We start from the raw sequence: 24,334 nt of genomic DNA, 5'->3' as shown, positions 1-24,334 counted from the left end.
TATAGGCTTTGCCAGTCCTCCCGAACCCTGCCAAAACTCCACATGCAAACATGTTTTAAGGCCTGCCCATGCCCGTGATCACCTCCATCGACGACCTTCGCCGCATTCACAAACGCAAAACGCCGAGAATGTTCTTCGATTATTGCGAAAGCGGAAGCTGGACCGAGCAGACCTTCCGCGAGAACACGTCCGATTTCGACCAGATTCGGCTTCGGCAACGGGTCGCGGTGGATATGTCCAACCGGACGACCGCAGGCACCATGATTGGGCGCGACGTGACGATGCCGGTGGCGCTCGCGCCGGTCGGGATGACCGGGATGCAAACGGCGGACGGAGAGATCAAGGCCGCCCGCGCGGCGCTCGACTTCGGTGTGCCCTACACCTTGTCGACCATGTCGATCTGCTCGATCGAAGACGTGGCCACCGCGACCAAGGCGCCGTTCTGGTTCCAGCTCTACGTGATGCAGGACGAGGACTTCGTCGACAATCTGATCGGGCGGGCCAAGAACGCAGGCTGCGACGCGCTCGTGCTGACGCTGGATCTGCAAATCCTCGGGCAACGGCACAAGGACCACAAGAACGACCTGACCGCCCCGCCGCGGCTGACGCTCAAGAACATCGTCGACATTGGCCTGCCGACGCGTTGGGAATGGGCGCTGGGAATGCTGGGAACGCATCGCCGGACCTTCCGCAACATCGTCGGGCACGCCAAGGGAGTGTCCAACATGGGCAGCCTGATGAGCTGGACCGCCGAGCAATTCGACCCCAAGCTGGATTGGGAAAAGGTCGCCAAGATCAAGGAGAAATGGGGCGGCAAGCTGATCCTCAAAGGGGTGCTCGACGCCGAAGACGCCAGGATGGCGGCCAATCTGGGCTGCGACGCGATCATCGTGTCCAACCACGGCGGGCGACAGCTTGACGGGGCGCTGTCCTCGATCCGAATGCTGCCGTCGATCGTCGAGGCGGTGGGCGATCAGACCGAGGTCTGGCTCGACAGCGGGATCCGCTCCGGGCAAGACGTGCTCAAGGCGATCGCGATGGGGGCCAAGGGCACGATGATCGGGCGCGCCTATATCTATGGGCTCGGGGCGATGGGGCAGCCGGGGGTCAAGAAGGCGCTCGAGATCATCCACAAGGAGCTCGACACCTCCATGGCGCTCTGCGGCAAGCGTGATCTGCGCGAGGTGGATCGCGATATCCTTCTGGTGCCGCGGAACTTCGAGGGCGACTGGGCCTAATCGCCCCTCAAGCCCGCCACCACTTGGCGGGCTTCACCCGCCCCCCGCGGCCACGATCAAGCCACAGAGCCAGCTTGCGCCAACGCGACAAGGCAAGGCGCTGCCAAAGCCGGTGCCGCCACTTGCTGAAATCCCGATTGAACGGGCAGACCCGCATGCAGATCGCGCAATCCGACGACAGCTTGGCCCAGAACCCAAAGCAGGCCTCGGCGTTCGACGTCCACTTGCGCACTCCCTTGATGGCCGAGCGGTTGGCACCGCCAACGGCAGGAGGGCCAAAGGGCAGCGCCTTGACCGGGCAGGCGTCGGCGCATTTGGTGCAGATATCGCAGAATTTCGCCACGCCCAGCGGCCTGGGCACGTCATGGGACAACGGCAGATCGGTGAAGATCTTGGAAAAGCGCAGCCGGGGGCCGAATTCCGGGGTAATGACCATCTGATTGCGGGCGTATTCACCCAGCCCGGCCTTCAGCGCATAGGGAATCACCAATCCCGTGTCGTTCATCGACGGCACGGCGCGATAGCCCAGATTGCGGATATAAGCGGCCAGCTGCATGACGACGGCGGCCTCGTGGCTGTATTCGCGGCCCGTCGCGGCCCCGGCCAGAGCCGAGGGATAGGTGGCCACGGCGCTCTGATCCATCTGATGGCCGAGAACGATGACATGGCCCAAACCTTCGGGCAGGTCATTGGGCACCGGGCTGGCATCGCGGGCATCGACCCTGTGGGAATAGAGCCAGCGAGGATCGGCGTCGGTGATACCGCACAGATCGGCGCCAAAGAACCGGGCAACCTTCTTGACCTCGGCAGCCATATCCTTCGGATCGTCCGCCTCGAGGCGCTGCGGGGCGACGGGCGTATCCGCTGCGATGAAGGCCTGAAATCCCTCGCGACGGCCATCGGCCGCGCCACGGTCCGCGATCAGATCGGCGATCAGCCAAGAGGCGTTGCGGAGGGCGAAATCGCGCTGACCGAACCCGTCGGCGCGGCGCGGGGTGGCCTCCATCCGGTAAGAGGCAAAGAAGGCATCGGTGCGGGGGCTTCTGACGGCGGGGTCCCAAAAGGCACGGGTGAACACATCGTCCGCTTGGGAAAAGCGTTCGAACTCCGGCGTCACATGAATACCCGCCGCGAGATCCTCGGCGGGTCGATCTGCGGGAGGGGGGGAAACGGTCATGTCGGGATGCTAGCGGCCGCAGGGGCCGGCGGAAAGGCACAAGCGGTGCGAATCAGGTGTTGGACTCAGCATACCAGTGGCGGAATGCCGGGGCGAATCATACCGTTGGCGATTATTCTGACGGCCAAACTCGGCGTCTGGTTGCGCAAACTGCCCGAATGCCGCGGCGCAACCGGCGAAACGGGCAACACAACTGTTCCTCTAAACGCAGCATTATGCATATAATAATGAAAATACTTGGCGGGATCTCCGACCAAGACACAAGACGACAACCGGGGAGCCTGCCATGATCCGTTCTGAGCTGATCCAAAAGATCGCAGATGAGAATCCTCATCTCTATCAACGCGACGTCGACCGCATCGTGAGCACCATTCTCGACGAGATTACCGACGCGATGGCGAACGGAAACCGGGTCGAACTGCGCGGTTTCGGAGCGTTTTCCGTAAAAAAGCGTGATCCTCGGGTTGGCCGCAACCCACGGACCGGAGAAGCGGTGACAGTCGAAGAGAAACACGTGCCGTTCTTCAAGACAGGGAAGCTCTTGCGCGACCGCCTCAACGGCAAGTAGAACGGTGACATGAAAATCATTCGTTACGCCTTCTGGGCCATCATCGCCATCTGCCTGATCACCGTTGGGCTGGCCAACCGGGGTGCCGTCACCCTGCGCGCCATGCCAGAGGTGCTCGGCAATCTCGTCGGCGTTTCGCCCGACATCACCTTGCCGCTCTACGTGGTGATCTTCCTCGGCGTCGCCGCGGGCCTGCTGATCGGCTTCTTCTGGGAATGGCTGCGCGAATACAAGCACCGCGCCGAAGCCCGTGAAAAGGGCCGCGAGGTCACGCAACTGCGCCGCGAAGTCGGCCGGTTGAAAACCCAAAAGCACGAGGGCAAGGACGAGGTTTTGGCCCTGCTTGAGGATGCCAGCTAACATCCGCGTCAAGATTTGCGGGCTGCGGGATACGGCGATGATCGACGTCGCCGCGCGCGCAGGTGCGGGCTATGTGGGCTTCGTGTTCTTTCCCAAGTCGCCGCGCTTCGTCAGCCTGTCCGAGGCGGCCGAACTGGGCTCGCATGTGCCGTTCGGCGTGGCCAAGGTCGCGCTGGTGGTCGATCCCGACGACGCCCTGCTCGATCAGATCACCGCACAGGTGCCGCTCGACATGATCCAGCTGCACGGGCACGAATCGCCCGAGCGGGTCGCGCAGGTCAAATCACGCTACGGGCTTCCGGTGATGAAGGTCGTCGGCGTCGGCGACGCCTCCGATCTGGCCGAGCTTGACGTGCAGGCGCGGGTGGCGGACCAAATTCTCGTGGACACCAAGCCGCCCAAAGGGGCCGATCTTCCCGGCGGCAACGGGCTGGTCTTCGACTGGGGGCTGGTCGCCCGGCGGCGCTGGCCCTGCCCGTGGATGCTGGCCGGCGGGCTCAATGCGGGCAACGTCGGCGAGGCCATCGCCACCAGCGGCACCCGTCAGGTCGACGTATCGTCGGGCGTGGAAAGCGCGCCGGGGGTCAAGGACGCGGCCAAGATCAAGGCGTTCATCGACGCCGCCACCTGCTAGGCGACGCTGGCGGCGATCTTGTCCTTCTCCATGCGGTTCATCACGATGGCCAAGGGGATCGCGATCAACAGCATCACCGCCACGCAGGCAAAGGCGACGCGCAGGCCAAAGCCTTCGCTTACAAAGCCCATCAGGCTGGGCGCCCAGAAGAACCCGGAAAAGCCGATGACGGCGGCGCGGCTGATCGCTTCGGTGCGCAGATGCGGCGGCACCATGCGGCCGACGAGGGCGAGGCCCATCGGGCCGATGACCGACACCCCAAGGCCAAGCACGCCAAAGCCGACATAGGCAATCAGCGGGGTCGGCGCGACAGAGGCGATCAGGGCGCCGGCCGAGGCCATCAGCGCGGCCCAATAGATCACGGTCACTTCGCGCAAACGCTCGGCCACGACCTGCCCGGAAAAGCGGCCGATCATCATGGTCAGGCCCAGCATCGCCGGGCCCAGCGCGCCCTCGGCCGCGCCGCCGCCCAAGGTGCGCTCCACATGCAGGGCCGACCAGGCCTCCACTGTGGCCTCCGACATGAAGGCGACGAGCACGATCGCACCGCAAATCAGGATCGGCCACAGGGGATAGCGGCCGCGGCCGGTCTCCGGCTCCTCCACGACGGCCACCTCCATCCGCAGGATCGGCAGAGCCAAAAGGGTCAGCACACCGAAACCGGCCAGCACCATGACAGGGGGCAAACCCGCCTCGCGGGCCGCTCCGGTGATCAGCGCGGCAACGGCATAAGACAGCGAAAACATCGCGTGATTGGCATTCATCAGGGATCGGGAATGGCTGGCCTCGAGCTCGCTCACCCGAGCGTTCATGATCACATCCAGCAATCCCGACGCCATGCCGACGCCGCACATCACGGCAAAGAAGAGGACAGGCAGGGTCACCAGTCCGGGCCACAGCCACGCAAAGGCGAGAAGGCAGGCCGCCACCTGCATCGACCTGTTGCCGAGCGACCGGTCCATCTTGGGGGCAAGCCACATCGCCGAGACAAGCCCGGTTGCCGATCCCAACAACAGCATCCCGAACAGGGCATCGCTGGCGCCGAGCTGGGCCTTGATCTCGGGGACATAGGCGGCAAAACAGCCCCAGAACATGCCAACGACGACAAATCCGGTGGCCGGACGACGGGAAATCTTGAGGGCGGACATAATCGACATTCGGGATCTGTGGCAGCGGATCGAGGCTTTGGCAATGGGCGGAAATCGCGGGCACGGTCACACAAGGTGACAAGACTGCCACAATCCGAGCGGCTTCCTGGTGACAGGCGCCAAACTTGGCTCTTTTCAAAGGGCGCGATTCCTCCTATACGCGCGACTTCATCGGGCCGGACACCCTTGGAGGCTGGCCCCTACATCAAAGGAATATACTATGGCTGGTGAGATCCCTGATCTTCACGCCACGGTACGCGCGGGGACAGGCAAGGGGGCCGCCCGCCAAGCTCGCCGTGATGGCGACGTACCTGGCATCGTTTATGGCGGCGGCATTGACCCGCAGCCCATCAACATCCCCTACAACGCGCTGCTGAAGCGTCTGAAGGCAGGCCGGTTCCTGTCGACCCTGTTCAACCTCAAGGTTGAAGGCCAGGACGACGTGCGGGTCATCTGCCGCGGCGTCCAGCGTGACGTGGTCAAAGACCTGCCCAAGCACGTCGACTTCATGCGCCTCAAGCGGACCAGCCGGGTGAAGCTGTTCATCCCCGTCGAGTTCATCAACGAGAGCGCGGCACCGGGCATCAAGCGCGGCGGCGTTCTGACCGTGGTTCGGAACGAAGTCGAACTGAACGTGCTCGCCGGTGACATCCCGGATCACCTGACCATCGACCTGACCGGTCGGGAAGTCGGTGACACGCTGCACATCAGCGACGTGGTCCTGCCCGAAGGCGCCAAGCCGACGATCGACCGCGACTTCGTCATCGCCAACATCTCGGCTCCGTCCGGGCTGCGCGCCTCCGACAACGAGGACGAAGCAGAAGGCGACGAGGAAGCCGAAGCCACCGAAGAGTAATCTTCCTCGGCTCGACATCGAAAACGGGGGCTTTCGGGCCCCCGTTTTTTTGTGCGCGGCCAGTATCGGGCAGGGTCAGAGTCGGGCGCTTGTGCCCGGATCACATCGGGCTGGAATAGGCGCGCTGCGGATCGGAGGGGAAACGCAGAACCCATTCGGTCCCGTCCCCGGTCACGCGGTCGATGGACCCGCCGATCTGGTCGACGAGCGCCGCCACGAGGCGAGGCTCGCGGGGGGCGCCCTTGGCGCCGGAGGGATGGCCCACGCCATCGTCCGCGACGCGAATCTCCACCTCCGTGCCCTCGACGGCGCTGGTCACGAGGATGCGGCCCCTCGGGCGGCCGACGAACGCGTGGGTGATGGCGCTGGTGACCAATTCGTTGACCAAGAGCGCAAGCGGCAGCGCCACATCGACATGAACCACGGCCATCTGGGTTTCCGTCACCAGCGCGATCCGTGGCGGGCAGAGCGTGGTCCGGATACCGGCGGCCAGCTGCACCACCAGATCCGCCACGTTGACGACTTCGGTCTGCTGGTTTCGGTCGAGCACGTCGTGCACCACCGCGATGGATTTGATCCGGCTCGCGGCGCTCTTGAGGGCATCGGTGACGATCTCGTCCCCGGACGAGCGGGCCTGCTGGTTGAGCAGCGCCGACACCACCGCGAGATTGTTTTTGACCCGGTGGACCAGTTCGCGCTCGAGCACCTTCGAAACGGCGACGGATTCTTCGAGCTCCATCGACTTCTTCTGATACAGCGCCACCTGCATGTTCAGTTCCCTGATCTGCTTGGCGTGAAGCTGGAATTGGGTCGTGGCATCGGCAACCGATGTGATCAGCACAAGAGGCGCGCCACCCCCCTTGGCCCGCATGCCGCGGGCACGGGCATGAACGGCCTCGTCGCCGCGATAGAAGATCGCCGGAATCCAGTTCGACGAAATCGCCGCCGCGCGCAGCAGCTCCGGCAGCGGCATCCGCCGCAAGCCCCAGCCCTCGATGGAGCCGGCGGCGCCCGCCCCGTCTTGCGTCAGCCCGAAGGCATTCCTGGCCGCGGCGTTCGAATAGAGCACCGCCCCGTCGAGATCGACGACCAACGTCGCCATCGGATGCGCCGACAACGCCAGATCAGCGATCTGCGCCTCATTCAGAGTTGTCATACATCCTCATCCGACGGAGTGTGCGGATACTGGTAATACTCGCGGGCATCCGGCGGAGCCTCGTCGTTCGGCCTGAGATGCACCACAACGCGGCACCCCGGATCGCCCTTGGCGATGGTCTGATCAAGCTCGACACGGGCATAGCCGAGGTTGTCGGCCGAGATCCGGCCAAAAACGTTCGACGTCATCATGCACAAAGAGGTGCGGCCCAGAACCATCTCGCCGAAGGGGCAGCGGTTATTGCCAAAGACCATCTTGTCCTCGTCGGCGGAAATGAGGTGAAAGTCGCCCCCGATACGCTTCTTGAGATCGACGCACACGGCGGCGACGGCCTCGGCATCCAGCTTGGGCTTGCCCAGCGCCTCTCGGTAGGACTGATTGATCCAAAGGCCGACCTGACCACCGACAGTGCTGATATAGCCCTCTGCGGCCTCGATCCCTACGACGCCCTCGAGTGTCCCGCTCAGATCGCGCAACAACCGGCGGAAAAACACGTCGCGATCAAGAGACAGTTGAGCGTCTGCGACCGGTTCAGCCATTCGGTTCTCCCCTTGGATTTCTGTGGTCTTTGTCATCTTGAAAGCAAACAACGAAACTTGGAACAGACCATGGCGCAAAGTCCTTCCGGCGCCCCTAATGTTAGAGCGCGCCATAGGGAATGCAATGGGAGGCGTCAGATCATTCCGCCCCCGCCAGAGCGGCGGCGGAGACGGGCACCGGCCATGTCGGGCCCACGGGCGCTACTGCGCCGTATAGCCGCCGTCGACGAGGTGATAGCTGCCGGTGACGAAGCTCGCCTGTTCCGACAACAGGAAACAGGCAAGCGCAGACACCTCCTCGGCCTTGCCCAAGCGGCCAACCGGATGCATCCCCGCGATGACGCCCAGCGTCGCCTCGTCCAGGTTCTTGTCGAGCAGCGGCGTCGCGATAAAGCCCGGCCCGATGGCGTTCACCCGCACGTTCGACTTGGCGTATTCGATCGCCGCCGCCTTGGTCAGGCCGACGACGGCATGTTTGGCCGCCACATAGGCGCTGGCCGTGGCAAAGCCGACCGTGCCGAGGATAGACGCCATGTTGACGACGGAACCACCGCCGGCCTTGACGATCTCGGGCAGCGCATAGCGCATCCCGTAAAAGACGCCATTGAGGTTCACGTCGATGACCTTGTGCCAGCCGTCGAGAGGATATTCGCCCACCGGCGCGGCCGGTCCGCCGATGCCCGCGTTGTTGACCAGAAGGTGCAGCGCGCCGGTCTGCTCGACGGCAAAAGTCACGAGACGCTCGACATCCGCCGCAGCACTGGTATCGGCGCGCTGGGTCAGCGCCTTGCCGCCGGCGGAGGTGATCTCGCCCGCGACGGTGGCCATCCCGGACTCGTCCAGATCGGCCAGCACCACCGTAGCGCCAAAGCGGGCCAGATCGCGGGAAATCGCCGCACCGATGCCAGAGCCCGCCCCGGTGACGATCGCGGTCTTGCCGTTGAAATCGAATTGCATGACATTCTCCTCAAATGTGAGCCTCTGGGCAGAGTCTTCCACAGCCGGACGGCAGCCGCCTTGATCTGGATTAAACAGCGGCGCGAACCGGCTCGATCTGCTCCGCACGGAATGCCGTGGTTTCCGCCGCAGGGCGCTGGCTCTCCCGCCGCAGCCGCGCTAAAACGGCGGCATGATGATGTTTGTTGGGCTCGGCAATCCGGGCGGGAAATACGCGGGCAACCGGCACAATATCGGGTTCATGGCGATGGACCGGATCAGCTCGGATCATGGGTTCAGCCCGTGGCGGTCAAAGTTTCAGGGGCTGGTCAGCGAAGGCAGGCTCGGGGCCGACAAGGTGATCCTGCTCAAGCCCGAAACCTTCATGAACCTCTCCGGGCAATCGGTGGGCGAGGCGATGCGGTTTCACAAACTCACCCCCGCCGATCTGGTGGTGTTCCACGACGAGATCGACCTCGCACCCGGCAAGCTCAAGCTCAAGCAGGGCGGCGGACACGCCGGTCACAACGGGCTGCGGTCGATCCACGGGCACATCGGGCCGGACTACACCCGCGTACGAATGGGGGTCGGGCATCCGGGGCACAAGGACGCGGTGCCGGGCTATGTGCTGCGCGATTTCGCCAAGGCCGACGCCGACTGGCTCGACGACATGCTGCGAGGTGTCTCGGACGGGGCCGCGCATCTGGCGGATGGCGACGGGCCAAAGTTCCTCAACGCCGTGTCCCTGCGGCTGAACCCGCCTCGCAGCGGCGGCGGGCAAAAGGGGCCGAAACCCACCGAGGAAAAATCCGGCAGCGACAAACCCCGCGTCAAACCGGTCGAGAAATCCATATCGGCCGCACCGCAGGCCGCGCCCGAAAAAGACACCAGAACCGCGCTGCAAAAGCTGGCGGACAGGTTCCGATGAGCCGGACCGACCGGCTCCGCGACGCGCTGCGCTATCAGGCGCTGGCCTGCGACGATCTCGGCTCGCCGTTCATGCACAGGCTCTGCACCCTGCTCGCCGACAGGCTGCAACCGGGCACGCCGCTCACCGACCGGCTGTTCGACTGGCCCGGCGATCTCGGCCCGCGCGAAGCATCGGTGCCGCTGCGGCTCTGCGGCGCTCTGCACGCGCTGCGGCTCGAAGAGCGGGCGGATCTCGCAGCAGTCTATCCGCCCCACAACGCCAGCGACGACGCACTCTGGACCGCGGTAGAGGCGGCGCTCCACACCGAGGCCGCGTTCATCGACCGGTTCCTGAACAGCGCCCCGCAAACCAACGAAGTGCGCCGCGCCGGGGCGCTGATCGCCGCCGGTCACTGGCTGCACGCACGGCACCCGATGCCGTTCAAGCTCAGCGAGCTGGGGGCCAGCGCCGGGCTCAACCTGATGTGGGACCACTTCGCGCTGGAGGCCAAGGGGCAGCGGCTCGGCCCCGCCGATGCCGCGTTGACGCTCACACCAGACTGGGAGGGCGATCTGCCCAAGGCCGCGAGCATCGAGATCGCCGAACGGGCGGGCGTGGACCTCAACCCGCTCGACCCGCAACGCGATGCGCTGCGGCTGCGGGCCTACCTCTGGCCGGATCAACCGCACCGGTTGGCCCTGACCGACGCCGCGATCTCCGTGGCCCAAGCCCCCGTGGCCAAGGCGGACGCCATCGACTGGCTGTCAGGGCGGATGGTCGCGCAGCCCGGCCAGCTGCACCTGATCTACAGCACCATCGCCTGGCAATATTTCCCGGCCGGGAAACAGACCGAGGGCACCCAGCTGATCGAACTGGTCGGCGCGATGGCCAGGCCGGATACGCCGCTGGCATGGCTGGCAATGGAAAACGACGGCACCCAGCCCGGCGCGGTGCTCACCCTGCGGCTCTGGCCCGGCGATCTCCATGTCTCGCTCGGGCGGGCGGATTTCCACGGGCGCTGGTTCCGCTGGGATGCAGGCGAATAATATGGGCGCAGCCCCATGACCGCGGCCGACAATCGGGCTATGATACAGCGACGACGAACGGAGACCCCCATGATCAAAGACGACTCCCTCAACGTGCTGGGCGAAGAACTGGCCCCCTGCTCGCTGGACCCGGTGACGGGGTTCTTTCGAAACGGGGCCTGCGACACCTGCGCCGAAGACCGGGGCAGTCACACCGTCTGCGCGGTGATGACGGCAGAGTTTCTGGCGTTCTCGAAATATGTGGGCAACGATCTGTCGACGCCGCAGCCCGACTTCGGCTTTGCCGGGCTCAAGCCGGGGGATCACTGGTGCCTCTGCGCCGGGCGGTTCCTGCAGGCGCATGACGAAGGCTGCCCGCCCAAGGTCAATCTCGCCGCGACGCACAAGGCGGCGCTCGAAATCGTGCCGATGGAAGTGCTAGAGGCCAACGCGATCCTCGGCTGACCTGACAGCGGGCGGTTCGGGCGCATTGGCCGGGCCTCCGGTCACTGGACCGGACATCAATTCGTCGATGAACAGGCTCAGCAATTGCGGGCGGCCGGACACGCCTGCCTTGCGGTAAATGGCGTTGGTCTGCGCCTTGACTGTGCCTTCGGACGTGTTGCGCAGGGCGGCGATGTCGGACAGGCTCATGCCCTTGATGGCAAACAGCGCCACGTCGGCCTCGGCCGGGGTCAGGCCCCACTCGACAAAGCGTTCCTCGAGAAGCTCCATGAACGCCCCCGACGCCGCGCGCAACTGCGCCTCGACCAGCGCCGTCCGGGCAAAGCTGCGGCGCAAGGCAAAGGCCCCGATGATCGAGCCGGACAGCAACCCCACCGCCGCGCCGAGTTCGAGCGCCTCATAGGCCGTCCACGGCAGCGGGGTCAGGCCAAACAGGGCCACGGCAATGTTATAGACAAAGAACACAGCGCAGAGGGCCTGCACGACGAGAACCAGAACGATCGCATATGTCCAGAAGCGATGGGTCACACGGTGACGCTCCGTATTGGGGCGGGCCTAGTCGTCATCGTCGCGGTCGTCCCGATCGTCATCCCGATCATCGCGGTCATCTTCGCGATCATCACGCTCGTCGTCGCGGTCGTCTTCACGGTCGTCGCGCTCGTCGTCCCGGTCGTCGTCGCGATCGTCGTCTCCGTCGTCGTCGCGATCATCGTCATCCCTGTCATCGTCACCTGACGAACCAGAGCCGGAATTGTCACGATCATCGTCGTCGTCATCGTCATCGTCCCCGTTCGAGCCAGAGCCAGAACGATCATCGTCACGAGACTCCCGGTCTGCGGAACCGGAGGGCGACGGATTGACCAGAGTCGTGCGGGGACGGTCGTCGTCGAGGTCCACCCAATAGTCGCGCAGGATCTCGCCGGTGGCTGGGTTGAACACGATCTCGCGGCGCAGATCGTCGCTGGTCGCCACGATGCGCACCCGGCCTAGCAAGGTCCGGTTGATCGTGATGTTGCGAAAGCCTTGCTGGGCTAGCTGGCTGACGATGGCATCTTGCGGGGTCTGCGCCGCGACAGCCATCGGAGCCAAGGCCAACCCCAGACAAAGCAATAGGGAGCGTAGGCTCATGCCACACCCCCGATGCCGGTGGACGGCGACCCAAGGGCCGCCGGTCCGGTGCAATTGCGATCAATCATCATCGCGGTCGTCGTCACGATCATCCCGGTCGTCACGGTCATCGCGATCATCCCGGTCGTCGCGGTCATCCCGATCGTCGTCGTCATCATCGTCGTCGCGATCATCCCGGTCGTCGCGATCATCGTCGTCGTCATCATCGTCGTCATGCCGATCATTGTCATCGTGGCGATCGTTATCGTCGTGGCGATCATTGTCGTCGTCGTCATCATAACGATCATTGTTGCTGTCGTCATTGCTGGAACTGTCGTTGCCAATGCCGTCGTTGCCCGATCCGTTCGTGCTGACGAAATCGCGGTCCTCGCGGTCATACTCGACGCCCGGGCTGGTGTCATCGCCGGGGCGGACAGTGCCAACCTCCTGGCTTAGCAACTGGCCGGTGTTGGTGTCATAGACGAACTCGACCTCGGTGGTGCCGCGCACCGCCTCGACCTTCACCTGGCTGATGCCCTGCTTGACCTCGATATGGGTGAACCCCTGCGCCTGAAGCTGGCTGACGACCTGATCGGCGACCGATTGAGCCACGGCAATGCTGGCGGTCATGGTGAAAAGAGCGGCGGTCAGAATCTGATTGGTCTTCATATGAACTGTCCTCTCGGAATTTGGCAGCTGCCCCATGCAAACCGCCGGTGAGCACAGGCTGAACCGGGACGCAGGGTCGGCTCTATGGACCACACGTTTAAGAGCGGGTCGATAAACCTCTGGCCGATACGCATAAACTGGCGTTTAGGCAGGGTTTATGCGGCGGCGATCCGCCATGAAAAAAGGGGCGCTCCGCTACGGAACGCCCTTCTCCACGGCCGTGCTGGACCGATCAGGTATTCATGTCAAAGCCAAGATGCTTGGCCACCGCAAAGATATCCTTGTCGCCGCGACCGCACATGTTCATCACGATGAGATGGTCCTTGGGCAGCTCGGGGGCGATCTTCATCACATGGGCAAGGGCATGGGACGGCTCCAGCGCCGGGATGATACCCTCCAGTGCACAACACAGCTGGAACGCCTCCAGCGCCTCCTTGTCGGTGATCGAGACATATTCGGCGCGGCCGATATCGTGCAGCCACGAATGCTCGGGTCCGATGCCGGGATAATCCAGACCGGCGCTGATCGAATAGCCCTCAAGGATCTGGCCGTCGTCGTCTTGCAGCAGGTAGGTGCGGTTGCCATGCAGCACGCCGGGGCGGCCACCGGTGAGCGAGGCGCAATGCTCCATCTTGGCGTTCACACCCTTGCCGCCAGCCTCGACGCCGATGATCTTGACCTCCTTGTCGTCGAGGAACGGAAAGAACAGGCCCATGGCGTTCGAGCCACCGCCGATGGCGGCGATCAGAGTGTCGGGCAAACGACCCTCGGCCTCCTGCATCTGCTCGCGGGTCTCCTTGCCGATGATCGACTGGAAATCGCGCACCATCGCGGGGTAAGGATGCGGGCCGGCGACGGTGCCTATGCAATAGAACGTATCGCGGACATTGGTCACCCAATCGCGAAGGGCATCGTTCATCGCGTCCTTCAGTGTGCCGCGACCGCTGGTCACCGGGACAACCTCGGCGCCCAGCAGACGCATGCGGAACACGTTGGGGGCCTGACGCTCCACGTCATGGGCACCCATATAGACGACGCACTTCAGACCGAACTTGGCGCAGACGGTGGCGGTGGCGACGCCGTGCTGACCGGCGCCCGTCTCGGCAATGATGCGGGTCTTTCCCATGCGGCGGGCCAGAATGATCTGGCCCAAGACGTTGTTGATCTTATGCGCGCCCGTGTGGTTGAGCTCGTCACGCTTCATATAGACCTTGGCGCCGCCCAGATGCTCGGTCAGACGCTCTGCGTGATACAGCGGGCTGGGGCGGCCCACGTAATGCTTCCACAGGAAATCCATCTCGGCCCAAAAGCTCTCGTCGGTCTTGGCCTTCTCGTATTCGGCCTCAAGGCTCAGAATCAGCGGCATCAGGGTTTCGCTGACAAAGCGGCCGCCAAAATCGCCGAACCGGCCGTTCTCGTCGGGGCCGGTCATGAAGGAATTGATCAGATCGTCGGGCATCGGGCTCTCCATCTCGGGACTGGCATGGTGTAGGCGGTTGCGCGGGCGCGGTAAAGGGATCAGGCGCGGCTAGGGTGTCGCAGCCGGGCGACGGGCCGCGAAATCGAGGCGCGACCCGCCGCGCACTCAGGCCGGCGGCTTGTCCTGCTCATGCGGGAAATTGCCCTCGGCGATATAGGCCTCCTCCTCGGGGGTGGAGAGCCGGCCCAGAATCTCGTTGCGATGGGGATGACGGCCAAAACGTTGGATGATCCCGGTGACCCGCAGGTTCTGCGCACGAAACCCGGCACCCATCACATCGATGGGCTCCGGCATCTGAGCGATCAGCTCCTCGGCCAGCCCGGTGATCATGCGCATCCGGTCCAGATGATCCGGGCCTTCGCAATGGGAAATCGCGATTACGAAGAACGTCTTCTCCCACGGGGCAAGCACCTCGAAATCGCCGTTGCGAACGCCCTCCAGCGCAAGACGGCAGGCCTTGATGTCTTGGGCATAGGCCCCCGGCGTGCCACGCCAGAGCGAGCGGGGAAACTGGTCCAGCGCGATCAGCAACGACAAGCGGCCGCGCGGCGTCTCGGCCCAGTGATCCAACTCCCCTCGCGCCGCGGCACGGGTCAGATCGGCGAACTGGTCGATGATGATCTGGTCCATGCCGCCCTGCATGCGCTCGAACCAGAAGGCACCGTGGGTTTCGGCGTCCTTCCAGTGGCCATTGTCGGGAAACCAAAGGTCGAGAACCTCGTCGGCGGAAAAGCGTGGCTCGGTCATCCCTTGTCCTCTCTGTGGCTGCTACATTCGTCAGCCTAGCGCACCTGCCACCGCGCAGATAGCCCACCGCGGACGCAACGGCTCAGGACAGATTCTCCGGGGTGATCACCTGCACCGGGGACAGCAACGGCCCCGGCATCTCGGGCACCAGACGATGCCAATGCAGAAACGCCTGAAACACATTGGCCATATCCGCCGTCAGGTCGTGATGCAGCACAAAGCTGACGGCGCCCTCCGCGATCAACGCCCGGTTCTCGACGTCCAGATCGTGGGCCACATAAACCTCCGGAGCGATGCCGTGCTCGGCCAGCACCTGCAGGATCGCACGATTGCCGCCGCCCATCGAATAGACCGCCCGCAAATCCGGCACCTGTCCGGCCACTTCCGCGATCAGCCGGGCGGTCTCGTACGGCACGCCGCTGCCGCCACTGACTGGCACGATGCGCAGCCTTGGACAGCGTCGAGCCAAAGCCAGTGTAAACGCTTGCTCCCTTGCTTTTTCGCCCAAAAAGCTCTCGTTGCTGCGGGTGGCCAGCACCGCTCCCGCCGCCCCGCGCAGGCTTTGCACCATCAGATAGGCCGCCGTGCGACCGGCACTGTCATTGTCGAGCCCGACATGGGCAAATCGACCCTCGGTCGTGACATCGGTCACAAGGGTCACCACCGGAATCCCCGCCGCCACCAGCGCGTCGACCGCCCGGCGGATGCCCGGCAAATCGCGGGCCTTCAGACAGACACCATGACTGCCGCGCTTGGCAATTCGAGCCAAGGCGGCGACCACCTCGGGCTCGGACATGATCTCCTGCATCACGAAACGAGGACGGCAGACCGCCGCACCGATCTGGGGCAGCACCCGTTCGGCGGCACGACGAACCTCGCGGCCAAACCGGTCCGGGGCCTCGATGACAAAGTCAAAGAACATGCGGCGACCTCGGGCGGCCAGTTGCGCCTCCTGCCCCTCCAGCTCCGCCATCGCGGCGGCCACGCGGGCGCGGGTCTGCGGGCTGACATGGGCGCGCCCGTTCAGGGCCCGGTCCACCGTCGCGGTGCCAAGCCCCGCCTGACGGGCAATCTCCTTGATCGGAAAGCGATGGGTCATTTGATGTATTCTTGATGTGTCTTGACGCACACGACAAGCGCAATTCAGCCCAACATGGGGGCAAGCAGAGGGAGGCCCAACATGAAAGACCAAACCATCGCACAGGGCGGCTACTTCGACCCGGACGGATGCGACTTGTCGGAATTCAGCGCGATCATCGGGCAAAGCACCGAGGCCGCCGAGGTGCCGCACGCGGCGGATGTTCAGATGAACATCCCGCTCTATGACATGGACGCGCTGCGGCCCGCGCTCGAAGATGCAGGCAGCCGCCGGGCGATCATGGCCGAATGGGCGCATGTGTTTCTCAAGGGGGCCGGGATCGTGGTGCTGCGCGGCGCTTATGCCGACACCGGCGTGCTCGACGAGGCGACCGCGATCTACGATCAGATCATCTCTACCGAGAAGGCGGCGACAGGGGGCAAGGCCGACCACTTTGCCGCGTCAGGGGCCAACGACCGGATCTGGAATTCGCTGCAAAAACTGTGCGACGCCTCGCCCGATGTGTTCCTGCGCTACTTTGCCAACACATCAATCGCAGCGGCTTGCGAGGCCTGGCTTGGGCCGAATTATCAAATGAGCGCACAAGTGAACCTCGTGCATCCGGGCGGCGCGGCACAGCAGGCGCACCGGGATTACCACCTCGGGTTCCAGACGGCAGAGCTCTCGGCCGCCTACCCCGCTCATGTCCACGACCTCTCGCCCGCGCTCACGCTGCAAGGGGCGGTGGCGCATTGCGACATGCCGATCGAGAGCGGGCCGACCAAGCTGCTGCCCTTCTCGCAGACATACCGGGCCGGCTATGCGGCGTGGCGGCGGGCGGATTTCCGGGCGCTGTTCGAAGAGCGTTGCGTGCAACTGCCGCTCGCCAAGGGCGACGCACTGTTCTTCAACCCGGCGGTGTTCCATGCGGCAGGGGCCAACACCAGCAGCGGCATCCACCGGATGGCCAATCTGCTGCAAGTCTCGTCCGCTTTCGGGCGCGCGATGGAGACGATCGACCGCAGGGGGATGAGCCTCGCGCTCTACCCCGTGGCGCAGGCGGCGCAGGCCGCGGGCAGCCTGACGGACAGCGAACTCGACGCCGCCATCGGGGCCTGCGCGGAAGGCTATTCCTTCCCCACCAACCTCGACCGGGATCCCCCCGTCGGCGGACTGGCGCCAGAGACTCAGGCCGCGCTGTTCAAACGGGCGCTGCGCGAAGGGATGAGCCAGTCAGACTTTGCCGCGGCGCTAGCGGCGCTGGCGGACAAGCAGCGGGCCTGACGATCAGCCGATCAGCATGGCCGCACAGGCGAGCGCCAGCATGACGCTCGTCACCGGGCCCCAAAGGCGGCGTTCCGGTGCCGATGGGGTGATCCAGTTGAGCACCACCGACAGCACCTGCACCGCGAGCGCGGTCCAGCCGGTCCAGACCGGCCAATAGGGCCACAGCCCCGCGCCCGACATGACGGCCAAGGCCATCGCCGCCAGCAGAAAGATCGACGCCGCCGCGGCCAGGCGGCCCGCCCGTGGCAAGGCTCCGGGATGGGTGCCGCCTTGGGTCAGCCGGCCCCAAGGCGCGCCGGCGATCAGGCAAATCTGAAATCCGATCACGGCCGCGCAAAACGCGGCATAGATCAGGGCAAGGGTCTGCGGCACGGTCATAGGTCCTCCAAAACGCAAAGGCCCCCGCAACCATATCGGGTTGCGGGGGCCTATCAAACCCGAAGGTCTGGCTTATCAGTCGTCAGAGCCTTTCAGCGCCGCGCCCAGAATGTCGCCAAGCGACGCACCGGAGTCGGACGAACCGAACTGCTCGACGGCTTCTTTCTCTTCGGCGATCTCGCGGGCCTTGATCGACAGACCCAGCTTGCGGGTCTTGCTGTCGACGTTGGTCACGCGAACGTCGACCTTGTCGCCCACGCCGAAACGCTCGGGGCGCTGCTCGGCACGGTCACGGGACAGGTCGGAGCGGCGGATGAAGGACTTCATGCCCTCGTATTCCACTTCGATGCCACCGTCTTCGATCTTGGTCACCGTGACGGTGATGATCGAACCGCGCTTCACGCCGCCAATGGCGTCGGCAAAGGGGTCGCCGTCCATGGCTTTGATCGAGAGCGAGATACGCTCCTTCTCGACGTCCACTTCGGAAACCTTGGCCTTGACCATGTCGCCCTTGCGGAAATCGCCGATGACGTCCTCGCCACGGCCTTCCCATGTCAGGTCGGACAGGTGAACCATGCCGTCGATGTCGCCTTCGAGGCCAACGAACAGACCGAACTCGGTGATGTTCTTGACTTCGCCTTCGACCTCGGTGCCCTCGGGATGGGTTTCTGCAAACACTTCCCACGGGTTGCGCATGGTCTGCTTGAGACCAAGGGAAACACGACGCTTGGCGCTGTCGATTTCCAGAACCATGACTTCGACTTCCTGAGAGGTCGACACGATCTTGCCGGGGTGCACGTTCTTCTTGGTCCAAGACATTTCGGACACGTGAACGAGGCCCTCGACGCCGGGCTCCAGCTCCACAAACGCACCGTAATCGGTGATGTTGGTGACGCGGCCAGTGTGCACGGACTCGAGCGGGAACTTCGCTTCGACGGCATCCCAAGGATCGTCCTGCAGCTGCTTCATGCCGAGGGAGATACGATGGGTTTCCTTGTTGATCTTGATGACCTGCACTTTGACAGTCTCACCAATGGCAAGGATTTCCGACGGATGGTTGACGCGACGCCAAGCCATGTCGGTGACGTGGAGCAAGCCGTCCACACCGCCCAGATCGACGAAGGCACCGTATTCGGTGATGTTCTTGACCACACCGTCGACCTCTTGGCCTTCGGACAGGTTGCCGATGACTTCGGCGCGCTGCTCGGCACGGGACTCTTCGAGGATCGCACGACGCGAGACAACGATATTGCCACGACGACGGTCCATCTTGAGGATCTGGAACGGCTGCTTGAGGCCCATCAGCGGGCCGGCATCGCGGACCGGACGGACATCGACCTGAGAGCCGGGCAGGAACGCAACAGCGCCGCCGAGGTCCACGGTGAAACCACCCTTCACGCGGCCAAAGATCGCGCCATCGACACGCTCTTCGTCGGCATAGGCCTTTTCCAGACGATCCCAGGCTTCCTCACGGCGGGCCATCTCGCGCGAGATGACGGCTTCGCCACGGGCGTTCTCGACCTGACGGAGGAACACTTCGACAGTGTCGCCAACGGACAGATCGGGGTTTTCACCGGGATTTGCGAATTCTTTGAGATCGATGCGGCCTTCCATCTTGTAGCCGACGTCGATGATGGCTTGGCCTGCCTCGATGGCGATGACCTTACCTTTGACAACAGACCCTTCGGCCGGTGTGTCCATTTCGAAGCTTTCGTTCAGGAGGGCTTCGAAATCCTCCATAGATGCGTTCTGAGCCAAGTGTATCGGTTCCTATACTAGCTTTATTCGGGCCATGTGGTTGTCTCCACAGGTCTTTGGGTTTCAGTTGGTCGAGGCGCTCTTGCGAGCTGTCAAACGAAAGAGGGCCGGTAGACACCGACCCTGCTCAAGTCTCACGACGCGCGCCTGTCTCGACGCTTCGACAGGGCGGCGTATAGGGTGTTTTCGGCTTATAAGCAAGGGTCGAGACAGCAATTGGCGACAGGGTAGGCGAGATGCTATCAAATGGCATGAGCCGCGGATGGATATTTTGGGCGATCTTCGCCGGTTGGGCCGGCCTGATGGGGCTGTCGGTCATCGTTCCGATGTCGACCGCACCCACGGATTTCGGTTTTACCAAAGGAATGAACAGGATCAGCCTGTTCTTTCAATATCAACTCGCCGCAACGGCGCTGGCGATCCTGCTGCTATTGCTGGCGCGGTCACAGACGACGCGGCTGCGGGTCTGGCTGGCGCGGCTTCCGGCGATCGTGGTGGCGCTGCAGGTGCTGGCGCTCGGGGCGCTGATCGGCTGGGCGCGATTCGGGCCGCACAATACCGGGCCGACCGACATCGGCCCGCCCGGCAGCGGGCCTGTCCAGACCGTTCCCAAGACCGAGGCAACCGACTAACAGGTCCGGACAGGCTCTGTGACTTAGCCGAGGAGCGGGTCTTCAAACCCAAGCACACGCGGCATGGTCAGCGCATCGGTCTCATATCCGGGGATCACCGGATCGACATGCATCGCATCGACGTCCAGCGCCACGCCGTTGGTGCCCCACACGGCGTCAACGTCGTATTGGCTCTCGCCCGGAATATCGTCGATCAAGAGATAGTCCGAGGTCTCCGGCGCTCTCTGGCTCTCGCCCGCGATGTCTCCGATCTTCAGATACTCGGATGTAGAGGTCTTGAATTCAAAGGTATCCATAAGCTTTCTCCTAATGGTTGGTCTCGAAACCAGCCGGAAATTGACTGGCAGGGCGAGTAAACCAACCACGGGTCACGGGCTGTAGTCCGGGATTCCCGACCGCATCGGGTGTTGACGCCGCGTCACCGGGCCGGGCGTTGCGCGGGTCGGCGGCATTTGGTGAATCCGCGATACCGAAAACGACACCGACCCAATTAGGCGATCCCGCTCAATAGGCGTTCACAGAGCCATACATCGCATTGCGGAAATCTTCTTCTGGCAGGCTCAAATGATAAATCTGGCCCCAGGAATACACCTTAAAGGAAAAATGACCGTCCTTGGCATTGCGGGGCGTACCGGGGTCACAGAGATAATCGCCCTCGTAAACGACCCAATGATTGCCAAAAATCTTCTCACCGATCCCGCGAAAGAACCCGTCGTCTTCGTCCTTCTTTTTGACGGCCCCCTTCAGCATGCTTGAATGCACGGCCAGGAAGGCAGCGCCCTGCGTGCCATAGGCCTCGCCGTCCATGCTGTGGCGATTATAGGCCACATCGGCATCCTCCAGCGCCTTGTGCTCGCCCACCGCATAGCAGCGATTGAAATCCACATGACCATATCCAAGGACCTCGGTGCACCAGTATTTCATGGCCGCGGCATTGGCGCCTTTCTCCTCGCCGTCGCCTTCCACATCGGTCAACAGGCCACGCGCAGACCGCAACGCGCCCATCACCATCCAGTCGATCTCGTCGATCTGGCCTCCGCCAACGCGGGCGAGGTTGGGCGAGGTCGACAGGAAATCAGACTGCGGGGTGATCGTCTCGCCAAACGTGCGAAACTTGCCCAGATGATACAGCTCATCCACGATCTTGATATAGACATCGGGGCGGGTTTTCGCCAGCCAATAGACAATCGACGCAGGGCCGCAAAACGCGGAGTTGATCTGATGCACCGCTCTAGGGTCCGACAACCGGTCGCGCAATTGCCCGGCCACCTTGGCGCGATCCAGCATCGGAAATTTGCTCGGGCGGCGGTCGGCTGCAAAACGCGAGACAGCCTGCTCCTGCGTCGCGGTCAACCGGTTGCGAAATCCGGGATAGGTCTTGCCCAAAACCACGGCATTGGTGCCCGCGCTCTGAATATCCGTCATCATCATCGCCGTCTCATCCGCCGGAACCACCGGTTTGGGCGGGGTCGACGTCAGATCGCGCTGAAAGAATTGAAAGCTCGACTTGCGGCCGTTCATCGCGGTCACAACGGCATTCAGATCTCCGGGTACACCGGGAAATTGCTCATGGATCGGGTTAGTTTCGCGCTTCAGCCCGCCATCGTTGTCCAGTTGGCGCACCGTATTGTGGCGAAACACATAGCGAAGATAATCGCCAAAATCGACCGCGGCATCGATGCCATCGTCCCAAAACCCCTTCAGCTCGTGGTGGATCGGCTTGGGATATCCGGCATCAACCTTGCCATCGGGAAAATCATAGCGCCAGACACGCCGCCCCTTCAGGAAATAGATCTTGTCAAAGTTGTAGCCGCCGCGCATCCGGTACGCGGCATCCAGATTATTGGGCACGCCGGTCCAGTTCGAAATGGCAAGGGGATACCCGTCATCAACAGCACCTTTCGCCGCATCAAATCGCCAATAAACAGAGCCTGCGAAAAAGTAATGCTTGCCATTCGGGGCAAGGACAGCGGCGTCAAACATCTCAAACACTCCTAGAAAATTCAACCACAGGATGTAGTTAGAGCCGTTTGGAAGGAAGTCCGGAATTCCACACCCGCGCGCACCCCGATACCTGACGGGTCGGCGCTTGATGTTGCGTAACCGGGTCGAAATTCGTTAATTCGGAATACCGAAGCCCATACCGACGTCAGACCGACGGGATGCCGCAAGGCAAATCGGGTCAGGTTCGCGCGCTGCGCGCCGCGTTAATCACCGCGATAGCTTGGTTAACGGCGGCCTCGATGGTCAGGTCGCTGGTATCGATCAGCACAGCATCCTCGGCCGCCACCATAGGTGCCTCGGCCCGCTCGCGGTCGCGGGTGTCGCGGGCAATGACATCGGCCAGAACACCCTCCAGCGTCACCTCGATCCCGTTGCCGGTCAGCTCCTTGAAACGGCGCTCGGCGCGGCACTCGGCGCTGGCGGTGACAAAGAGCTTGGCTTGGGCGTCCGGGCAGATCACCGTGCCAATGTCACGGCCATCCAGAACCGCCCCACCGGCGCGGGCGGCAAAGGCACGCTGGAAATCGACCAAGGCCGCACGAACCTCTGGGATCACGGCCACTTTGCTTGCATAATCAGCCACTTGCGGGGTGCGAAGGTCGCCAGCCTCAAGGTCTTGCGGCTGGAGCGTCTGCGCCGCTGCAACCGGCTCAGCCCCGTCGCGCACCTTGGCCCCCACGGCGCGATAGAGCAGCCCGGTGTCCAGATGGGCAAAGCCGAAATGGGCCGCGACCGCCTTGGAAATGGTGCCTTTTCCAGCAGCGGCAGGGCCATCTATCGCAACGGCAAAGCTCATACGTTCGACCTCGTGATGCTGGCCCCAAGTTCGGCCATCAGTGTCTCGAAAATCGGGAACGACGTGGCAATCGGGCCCGCATCGTCCACCGTGATCGGCTTGTTGGTGGCAAGGCCGAACACCAGGAACGACATCGCGATCCGGTGATCCAAACGGCTCTCGACAGTGACACCGCCAGGCACGTCGCCAAAGCCGCGCCCCTCCACGATCCACCAGTCCTCGCCCTCGTCCACGGTCACTCCCGCCGCCCGCAAACCGACGGCCATCGCGTCGATCCGGTCGCTTTCCTTGACGCGTAACTCCTTGACACCACGCATGATTGTCTGGCCCTTGGCAAAGGCGGCAACGACGCTCAAGACAGGGTATTCGTCGATCATGCTGGCGGCACGTTCGGGCGGCACCTCGATGCCCTGCATGTCGGGAGAAAACTTCGCACGCAGGTCCGCAACGGGCTCGCCACCCTCCTCGCGCGGGTTCTCAAACGTCAGGTCGGCACCCATCTCTTGCAGCGTGTAGAACAGGCCCGCGCGGGTCGGGTTCAACCCGATATTCGGGACCAGAACGTCCGACCCCTCCACGAGCAAAGCCGCGCAGACGGGAAACGCCGCCGAGGACGGATCACGCGGCACGACGATGTGCTGCGGACGTAATTCGGGCTGGCCGGTCAGCGTGATGACGCGGCCCTCCGGCGTGGTCTCGACGGAAATCTCGGCACCAAATCCGGCCAGCATGCGCTCGGAATGGTCGCGGGTGGCTTCCTTCTCGATGACAACGGTCTGACCGGGGGCATTTAACCCGGCAAGAAGCACCGCAGACTTCACCTGCGCCGAGGGCACGGGGGTGGTGTAACGGGCCGGCACGGGTTCCTTTGCACCCACCAGCGTCATCGGCAAACGGCCACCCTGACGGCCATAGGCCTGCGTGCCAAACAGCGCCAAAGGGTCGGTCACACGGCCCATCGGGCGGCCATTCAACGAGGCGTCGCCGGTGAAGGTCGCGGTGATCGGCGAGGTCGCCATCGCACCCATAATAAGGCGAACGCCGGTGCCGGAATTGCCGCAATCGATCACGCTCTCGGGTTCGGAAAATCCGCCAACGCCCACGCCATGAACAGACCATTCGCCGCCGCCATGATCATTGACTTCGGCCCCGAACGCCTGCATCGCCTTGCCGGTATCGAGCACGTCCTGCCCCTCCAGCAATCCCACGATCCGAGTCTCACCGACGCTAAGCGCCCCGAGAATCAGCGACCTGTGGGAAATCGACTTGTCCCCCGGCACATTGGCCACGCCTTTCAGCGTTGGTCCCTTGCGGGACGTCATCGGGATCGGGGCACCATGACCAGACATTCGCTCTTCCTTCCGCTCGGGCTCCTAGCGGCCCAAT

Annotated in this window: 27 protein-coding genes; 10 read left to right on the top strand and 17 right to left on the bottom strand. The window is 63.6% G+C overall.

The genetic code is table 11. The features are described 5' to 3' along the window. Positions 1–68 precede the first annotated feature (68 nt). A complete protein-coding gene (locus LOM8899_RS13085) occupies positions 69–1,238 on the top strand; it encodes an alpha-hydroxy acid oxidase (protein ID WP_093992647.1) in 1,170 nt (389 codons plus the stop codon). Between the two features lie 7 nt (positions 1,239–1,245). On the opposite strand, the gene LOM8899_RS13080 is transcribed toward LOM8899_RS13085, so the two are convergent. Continuing rightward, a complete protein-coding gene (locus tag LOM8899_RS13080; RefSeq protein ID WP_093992646.1) occupies positions 1,246–2,415 on the bottom strand; it encodes a reductive dehalogenase in 1,170 nt (389 codons plus the stop codon). A gap of 286 nt (positions 2,416–2,701) precedes the next feature. Here LOM8899_RS13080 and ihfB point away from each other — a divergent pair, with 286 nt between their 5' ends. The 3 genes from ihfB to LOM8899_RS13065 are packed head-to-tail and all read left to right on the top strand — an operon-like array spanning position 2,702 to position 3,977. Next, positions 2,702–2,983 carry an integration host factor subunit beta gene (gene ihfB / locus LOM8899_RS13075; protein ID WP_093992645.1) on the top strand — a complete coding sequence of 94 codons (282 nt, stop codon included), beginning with the start codon at positions 2,702–2,704 and terminating at the stop codon, positions 2,981–2,983. A gap of 9 nt (positions 2,984–2,992) precedes the next feature. Next, positions 2,993–3,343: a lipopolysaccharide assembly protein LapA domain-containing protein gene (locus LOM8899_RS13070; protein WP_093992644.1), complete on the top strand. Its 351-nt coding sequence runs from the start codon at positions 2,993–2,995 to the stop codon at positions 3,341–3,343. Then, positions 3,333–3,977, top strand: coding sequence for a phosphoribosylanthranilate isomerase (locus LOM8899_RS13065; RefSeq protein ID WP_093992643.1), 645 nt, complete (start codon positions 3,333–3,335; stop codon positions 3,975–3,977). Before LOM8899_RS13070 ends, LOM8899_RS13065 begins: the two co-directional genes overlap by 11 nt. Here LOM8899_RS13065 and LOM8899_RS13060 read toward each other — a convergent pair. Beyond that, positions 3,974–5,134: an MFS transporter gene (locus LOM8899_RS13060; protein ID WP_093992642.1), complete on the bottom strand. Its 1,161-nt coding sequence runs from the start codon at positions 5,132–5,134 to the stop codon at positions 3,974–3,976. The genes LOM8899_RS13065 and LOM8899_RS13060 overlap by 4 nt on opposite strands. Positions 5,135–5,345: 211 nt before the next feature. Here LOM8899_RS13060 and LOM8899_RS13055 point away from each other — a divergent pair, with 211 nt between their 5' ends. Beyond that, entirely contained in the window at positions 5,346–5,981 is a 636-nt protein-coding gene (locus LOM8899_RS13055) for a 50S ribosomal protein L25/general stress protein Ctc (protein ID WP_093992641.1), read from the top strand. A gap of 100 nt (positions 5,982–6,081) precedes the next feature. On the opposite strand, the gene LOM8899_RS13050 is transcribed toward LOM8899_RS13055, so the two are convergent. The 3 genes from LOM8899_RS13050 to LOM8899_RS13040 all read right to left on the bottom strand — a co-directional run bounded on the left by LOM8899_RS13050 (position 6,082) and on the right by LOM8899_RS13040 (position 8,633). Then, entirely contained in the window at positions 6,082–7,137 is a 1,056-nt protein-coding gene (locus tag LOM8899_RS13050) for a sensor histidine kinase (RefSeq protein ID WP_093992640.1), read from the bottom strand. Then, on the bottom strand, positions 7,134–7,676 hold the full coding sequence (locus tag LOM8899_RS13045) for a methanogen output domain 1-containing protein (protein ID WP_093992701.1): 543 nt from the start codon (positions 7,674–7,676) through the stop codon (positions 7,134–7,136). The genes LOM8899_RS13050 and LOM8899_RS13045 overlap by 4 nt, the downstream gene beginning before the upstream one ends. 201 nt (positions 7,677–7,877) lie before the next feature. After that, positions 7,878–8,633, bottom strand: coding sequence for an SDR family NAD(P)-dependent oxidoreductase (locus tag LOM8899_RS13040; RefSeq protein WP_093992639.1), 756 nt, complete (start codon positions 8,631–8,633; stop codon positions 7,878–7,880). 172 nt (positions 8,634–8,805) lie between these two features. Here LOM8899_RS13040 and pth point away from each other — a divergent pair, with 172 nt between their 5' ends. The 3 genes from pth to LOM8899_RS13025 all read left to right on the top strand — a co-directional run bounded on the left by pth (position 8,806) and on the right by LOM8899_RS13025 (position 11,012). Beyond that, positions 8,806–9,540, top strand: coding sequence for an aminoacyl-tRNA hydrolase (gene pth, locus LOM8899_RS13035; RefSeq protein WP_093992638.1), 735 nt, complete (start codon positions 8,806–8,808; stop codon positions 9,538–9,540). Next, entirely contained in the window at positions 9,537–10,568 is a 1,032-nt protein-coding gene (locus LOM8899_RS13030) for a DUF2332 domain-containing protein (RefSeq protein WP_093992637.1), read from the top strand. Before pth ends, LOM8899_RS13030 begins: the two co-directional genes overlap by 4 nt. Positions 10,569–10,637: 69 nt before the next feature. Continuing rightward, on the top strand, positions 10,638–11,012 hold the full coding sequence (locus LOM8899_RS13025; RefSeq protein WP_093992636.1) for a DUF2237 family protein: 375 nt from the start codon (positions 10,638–10,640) through the stop codon (positions 11,010–11,012). Here the strand turns inward: LOM8899_RS13025 and LOM8899_RS13020 are convergent. The 6 genes from LOM8899_RS13020 to LOM8899_RS12995 all read right to left on the bottom strand — a co-directional run bounded on the left by LOM8899_RS13020 (position 10,986) and on the right by LOM8899_RS12995 (position 16,114). Next, a complete protein-coding gene (locus LOM8899_RS13020; RefSeq protein WP_093992635.1) occupies positions 10,986–11,540 on the bottom strand; it encodes a helix-turn-helix transcriptional regulator in 555 nt (184 codons plus the stop codon). The two genes, LOM8899_RS13025 and LOM8899_RS13020, sit on opposite strands and share 27 nt — an antisense overlap. Positions 11,541–11,567: 27 nt before the next feature. Then, entirely contained in the window at positions 11,568–12,140 is a 573-nt protein-coding gene (locus LOM8899_RS23420) for a hypothetical protein (RefSeq protein ID WP_168770541.1), read from the bottom strand. A 60-nt stretch (positions 12,141–12,200) separates the two neighbouring features. Then, complete coding sequence (locus tag LOM8899_RS23415) at positions 12,201–12,788, bottom strand: PepSY domain-containing protein (RefSeq protein WP_168770540.1); 588 nt, start codon at positions 12,786–12,788, stop codon at positions 12,201–12,203. A 232-nt stretch (positions 12,789–13,020) separates the two neighbouring features. Then, entirely contained in the window at positions 13,021–14,247 is a 1,227-nt protein-coding gene (trpB, locus tag LOM8899_RS13005; RefSeq protein ID WP_093992700.1) for a tryptophan synthase subunit beta, read from the bottom strand. A gap of 126 nt (positions 14,248–14,373) precedes the next feature. After that, positions 14,374–15,015 carry a DUF924 family protein gene (locus tag LOM8899_RS13000; RefSeq protein WP_093992634.1) on the bottom strand — a complete coding sequence of 214 codons (642 nt, stop codon included), beginning with the start codon at positions 15,013–15,015 and terminating at the stop codon, positions 14,374–14,376. 82 nt (positions 15,016–15,097) lie between these two features. After that, positions 15,098–16,114: a LacI family DNA-binding transcriptional regulator gene (locus LOM8899_RS12995; protein ID WP_093992633.1), complete on the bottom strand. Its 1,017-nt coding sequence runs from the start codon at positions 16,112–16,114 to the stop codon at positions 15,098–15,100. A gap of 81 nt (positions 16,115–16,195) precedes the next feature. Between LOM8899_RS12995 and LOM8899_RS12990 the strand changes: the two genes are divergently transcribed. Next, positions 16,196–17,377 carry a phytanoyl-CoA dioxygenase family protein gene (locus tag LOM8899_RS12990; protein ID WP_093992632.1) on the top strand — a complete coding sequence of 394 codons (1,182 nt, stop codon included), beginning with the start codon at positions 16,196–16,198 and terminating at the stop codon, positions 17,375–17,377. 3 nt (positions 17,378–17,380) lie between these two features. Here the strand turns inward: LOM8899_RS12990 and LOM8899_RS12985 are convergent, their stop codons facing one another. Together LOM8899_RS12985 and rpsA are read right to left on the bottom strand one after the other, a co-directional pair. After that, positions 17,381–17,758, bottom strand: a complete 378-nt coding sequence (locus tag LOM8899_RS12985) for a hypothetical protein (RefSeq protein ID WP_093992631.1) — start codon at positions 17,756–17,758, stop codon at positions 17,381–17,383. Between the two features lie 75 nt (positions 17,759–17,833). Then, positions 17,834–19,516, bottom strand: a complete 1,683-nt coding sequence (gene rpsA, locus LOM8899_RS12980; protein WP_281253228.1) for a 30S ribosomal protein S1 — start codon at positions 19,514–19,516, stop codon at positions 17,834–17,836. Positions 19,517–19,752: 236 nt separating this feature from the next. Here rpsA and LOM8899_RS12975 point away from each other — a divergent pair, with 236 nt between their 5' ends. Next, entirely contained in the window at positions 19,753–20,148 is a 396-nt protein-coding gene (locus tag LOM8899_RS12975; RefSeq protein WP_133065029.1) for a hypothetical protein, read from the top strand. Positions 20,149–20,171: 23 nt separating this feature from the next. Here LOM8899_RS12975 and LOM8899_RS12970 read toward each other — a convergent pair whose 3' ends face one another. The 4 genes from LOM8899_RS12970 to aroA all read right to left on the bottom strand — a co-directional run bounded on the left by LOM8899_RS12970 (position 20,172) and on the right by aroA (position 24,297). Beyond that, entirely contained in the window at positions 20,172–20,444 is a 273-nt protein-coding gene (locus LOM8899_RS12970; protein WP_093992628.1) for a hypothetical protein, read from the bottom strand. Between the two features lie 208 nt (positions 20,445–20,652). Then, on the bottom strand, positions 20,653–22,131 hold the full coding sequence (locus tag LOM8899_RS12965; RefSeq protein ID WP_093992627.1) for a hemopexin repeat-containing protein: 1,479 nt from the start codon (positions 22,129–22,131) through the stop codon (positions 20,653–20,655). 199 nt (positions 22,132–22,330) lie between these two features. After that, positions 22,331–22,948: a (d)CMP kinase gene (locus LOM8899_RS12960; protein ID WP_093992626.1), complete on the bottom strand. Its 618-nt coding sequence runs from the start codon at positions 22,946–22,948 to the stop codon at positions 22,331–22,333. Next, complete coding sequence (aroA, locus tag LOM8899_RS12955) at positions 22,945–24,297, bottom strand: 3-phosphoshikimate 1-carboxyvinyltransferase (protein ID WP_093992625.1); 1,353 nt, start codon at positions 24,295–24,297, stop codon at positions 22,945–22,947. The genes LOM8899_RS12960 and aroA overlap by 4 nt, the downstream gene beginning before the upstream one ends. Between the last annotated feature and the right edge of the window lie 37 nt (positions 24,298–24,334).

The sequence above is a fragment of the Flavimaricola marinus genome (assembly GCF_900184895.1).
Taxonomy (GTDB): domain Bacteria; phylum Pseudomonadota; class Alphaproteobacteria; order Rhodobacterales; family Rhodobacteraceae; genus Flavimaricola; species Flavimaricola marinus.
Note: the sequence above shows the minus strand (reverse complement) of the source record. Positions and strands in the feature narration are given on the sequence as shown.

Coding starts and splice junctions, on each gene's coding strand:
- LOM8899_RS13085 (WP_093992647.1), top strand. CDS start 69: ATGCCCGTGATCACCTCCATCGACGACCTTCGCCGCATTCACAAACGC.
- LOM8899_RS13080 (WP_093992646.1), bottom strand. CDS start 2,415: ATGACCGTTTCCCCCCCTCCCGCAGATCGACCCGCCGAGGATCTCGCG.
- ihfB (WP_093992645.1), top strand. CDS start 2,702: ATGATCCGTTCTGAGCTGATCCAAAAGATCGCAGATGAGAATCCTCAT.
- LOM8899_RS13070 (WP_093992644.1), top strand. CDS start 2,993: ATGAAAATCATTCGTTACGCCTTCTGGGCCATCATCGCCATCTGCCTG.
- LOM8899_RS13065 (WP_093992643.1), top strand. CDS start 3,333: ATGCCAGCTAACATCCGCGTCAAGATTTGCGGGCTGCGGGATACGGCG.
- LOM8899_RS13060 (WP_093992642.1), bottom strand. CDS start 5,134: ATGTCGATTATGTCCGCCCTCAAGATTTCCCGTCGTCCGGCCACCGGA.
- LOM8899_RS13055 (WP_093992641.1), top strand. CDS start 5,346: ATGGCTGGTGAGATCCCTGATCTTCACGCCACGGTACGCGCGGGGACA.
- LOM8899_RS13050 (WP_093992640.1), bottom strand. CDS start 7,137: ATGACAACTCTGAATGAGGCGCAGATCGCTGATCTGGCGTTGTCGGCG.
- LOM8899_RS13045 (WP_093992701.1), bottom strand. CDS start 7,676: ATGGCTGAACCGGTCGCAGACGCTCAACTGTCTCTTGATCGCGACGTG.
- LOM8899_RS13040 (WP_093992639.1), bottom strand. CDS start 8,633: ATGCAATTCGATTTCAACGGCAAGACCGCGATCGTCACCGGGGCGGGC.
- pth (WP_093992638.1), top strand. CDS start 8,806: ATGATGATGTTTGTTGGGCTCGGCAATCCGGGCGGGAAATACGCGGGC.
- LOM8899_RS13030 (WP_093992637.1), top strand. CDS start 9,537: ATGAGCCGGACCGACCGGCTCCGCGACGCGCTGCGCTATCAGGCGCTG.
- LOM8899_RS13025 (WP_093992636.1), top strand. CDS start 10,638: ATGATCAAAGACGACTCCCTCAACGTGCTGGGCGAAGAACTGGCCCCC.
- LOM8899_RS23420 (WP_168770541.1), bottom strand. CDS start 12,140: ATGAGCCTACGCTCCCTATTGCTTTGTCTGGGGTTGGCCTTGGCTCCG.
- LOM8899_RS23415 (WP_168770540.1), bottom strand. CDS start 12,788: ATGAAGACCAATCAGATTCTGACCGCCGCTCTTTTCACCATGACCGCC.
- trpB (WP_093992700.1), bottom strand. CDS start 14,247: ATGCCCGACGATCTGATCAATTCCTTCATGACCGGCCCCGACGAGAAC.
- LOM8899_RS13000 (WP_093992634.1), bottom strand. CDS start 15,015: ATGACCGAGCCACGCTTTTCCGCCGACGAGGTTCTCGACCTTTGGTTT.
- LOM8899_RS12995 (WP_093992633.1), bottom strand. CDS start 16,114: ATGACCCATCGCTTTCCGATCAAGGAGATTGCCCGTCAGGCGGGGCTT.
- LOM8899_RS12990 (WP_093992632.1), top strand. CDS start 16,196: ATGAAAGACCAAACCATCGCACAGGGCGGCTACTTCGACCCGGACGGA.
- LOM8899_RS12985 (WP_093992631.1), bottom strand. CDS start 17,758: ATGACCGTGCCGCAGACCCTTGCCCTGATCTATGCCGCGTTTTGCGCG.
- LOM8899_RS12975 (WP_133065029.1), top strand. CDS start 19,753: ATGCTATCAAATGGCATGAGCCGCGGATGGATATTTTGGGCGATCTTC.
- LOM8899_RS12970 (WP_093992628.1), bottom strand. CDS start 20,444: ATGGATACCTTTGAATTCAAGACCTCTACATCCGAGTATCTGAAGATC.
- LOM8899_RS12965 (WP_093992627.1), bottom strand. CDS start 22,131: ATGTTTGACGCCGCTGTCCTTGCCCCGAATGGCAAGCATTACTTTTTC.
- LOM8899_RS12960 (WP_093992626.1), bottom strand. CDS start 22,948: ATGAGCTTTGCCGTTGCGATAGATGGCCCTGCCGCTGCTGGAAAAGGC.
- aroA (WP_093992625.1), bottom strand. CDS start 24,297: ATGTCTGGTCATGGTGCCCCGATCCCGATGACGTCCCGCAAGGGACCA.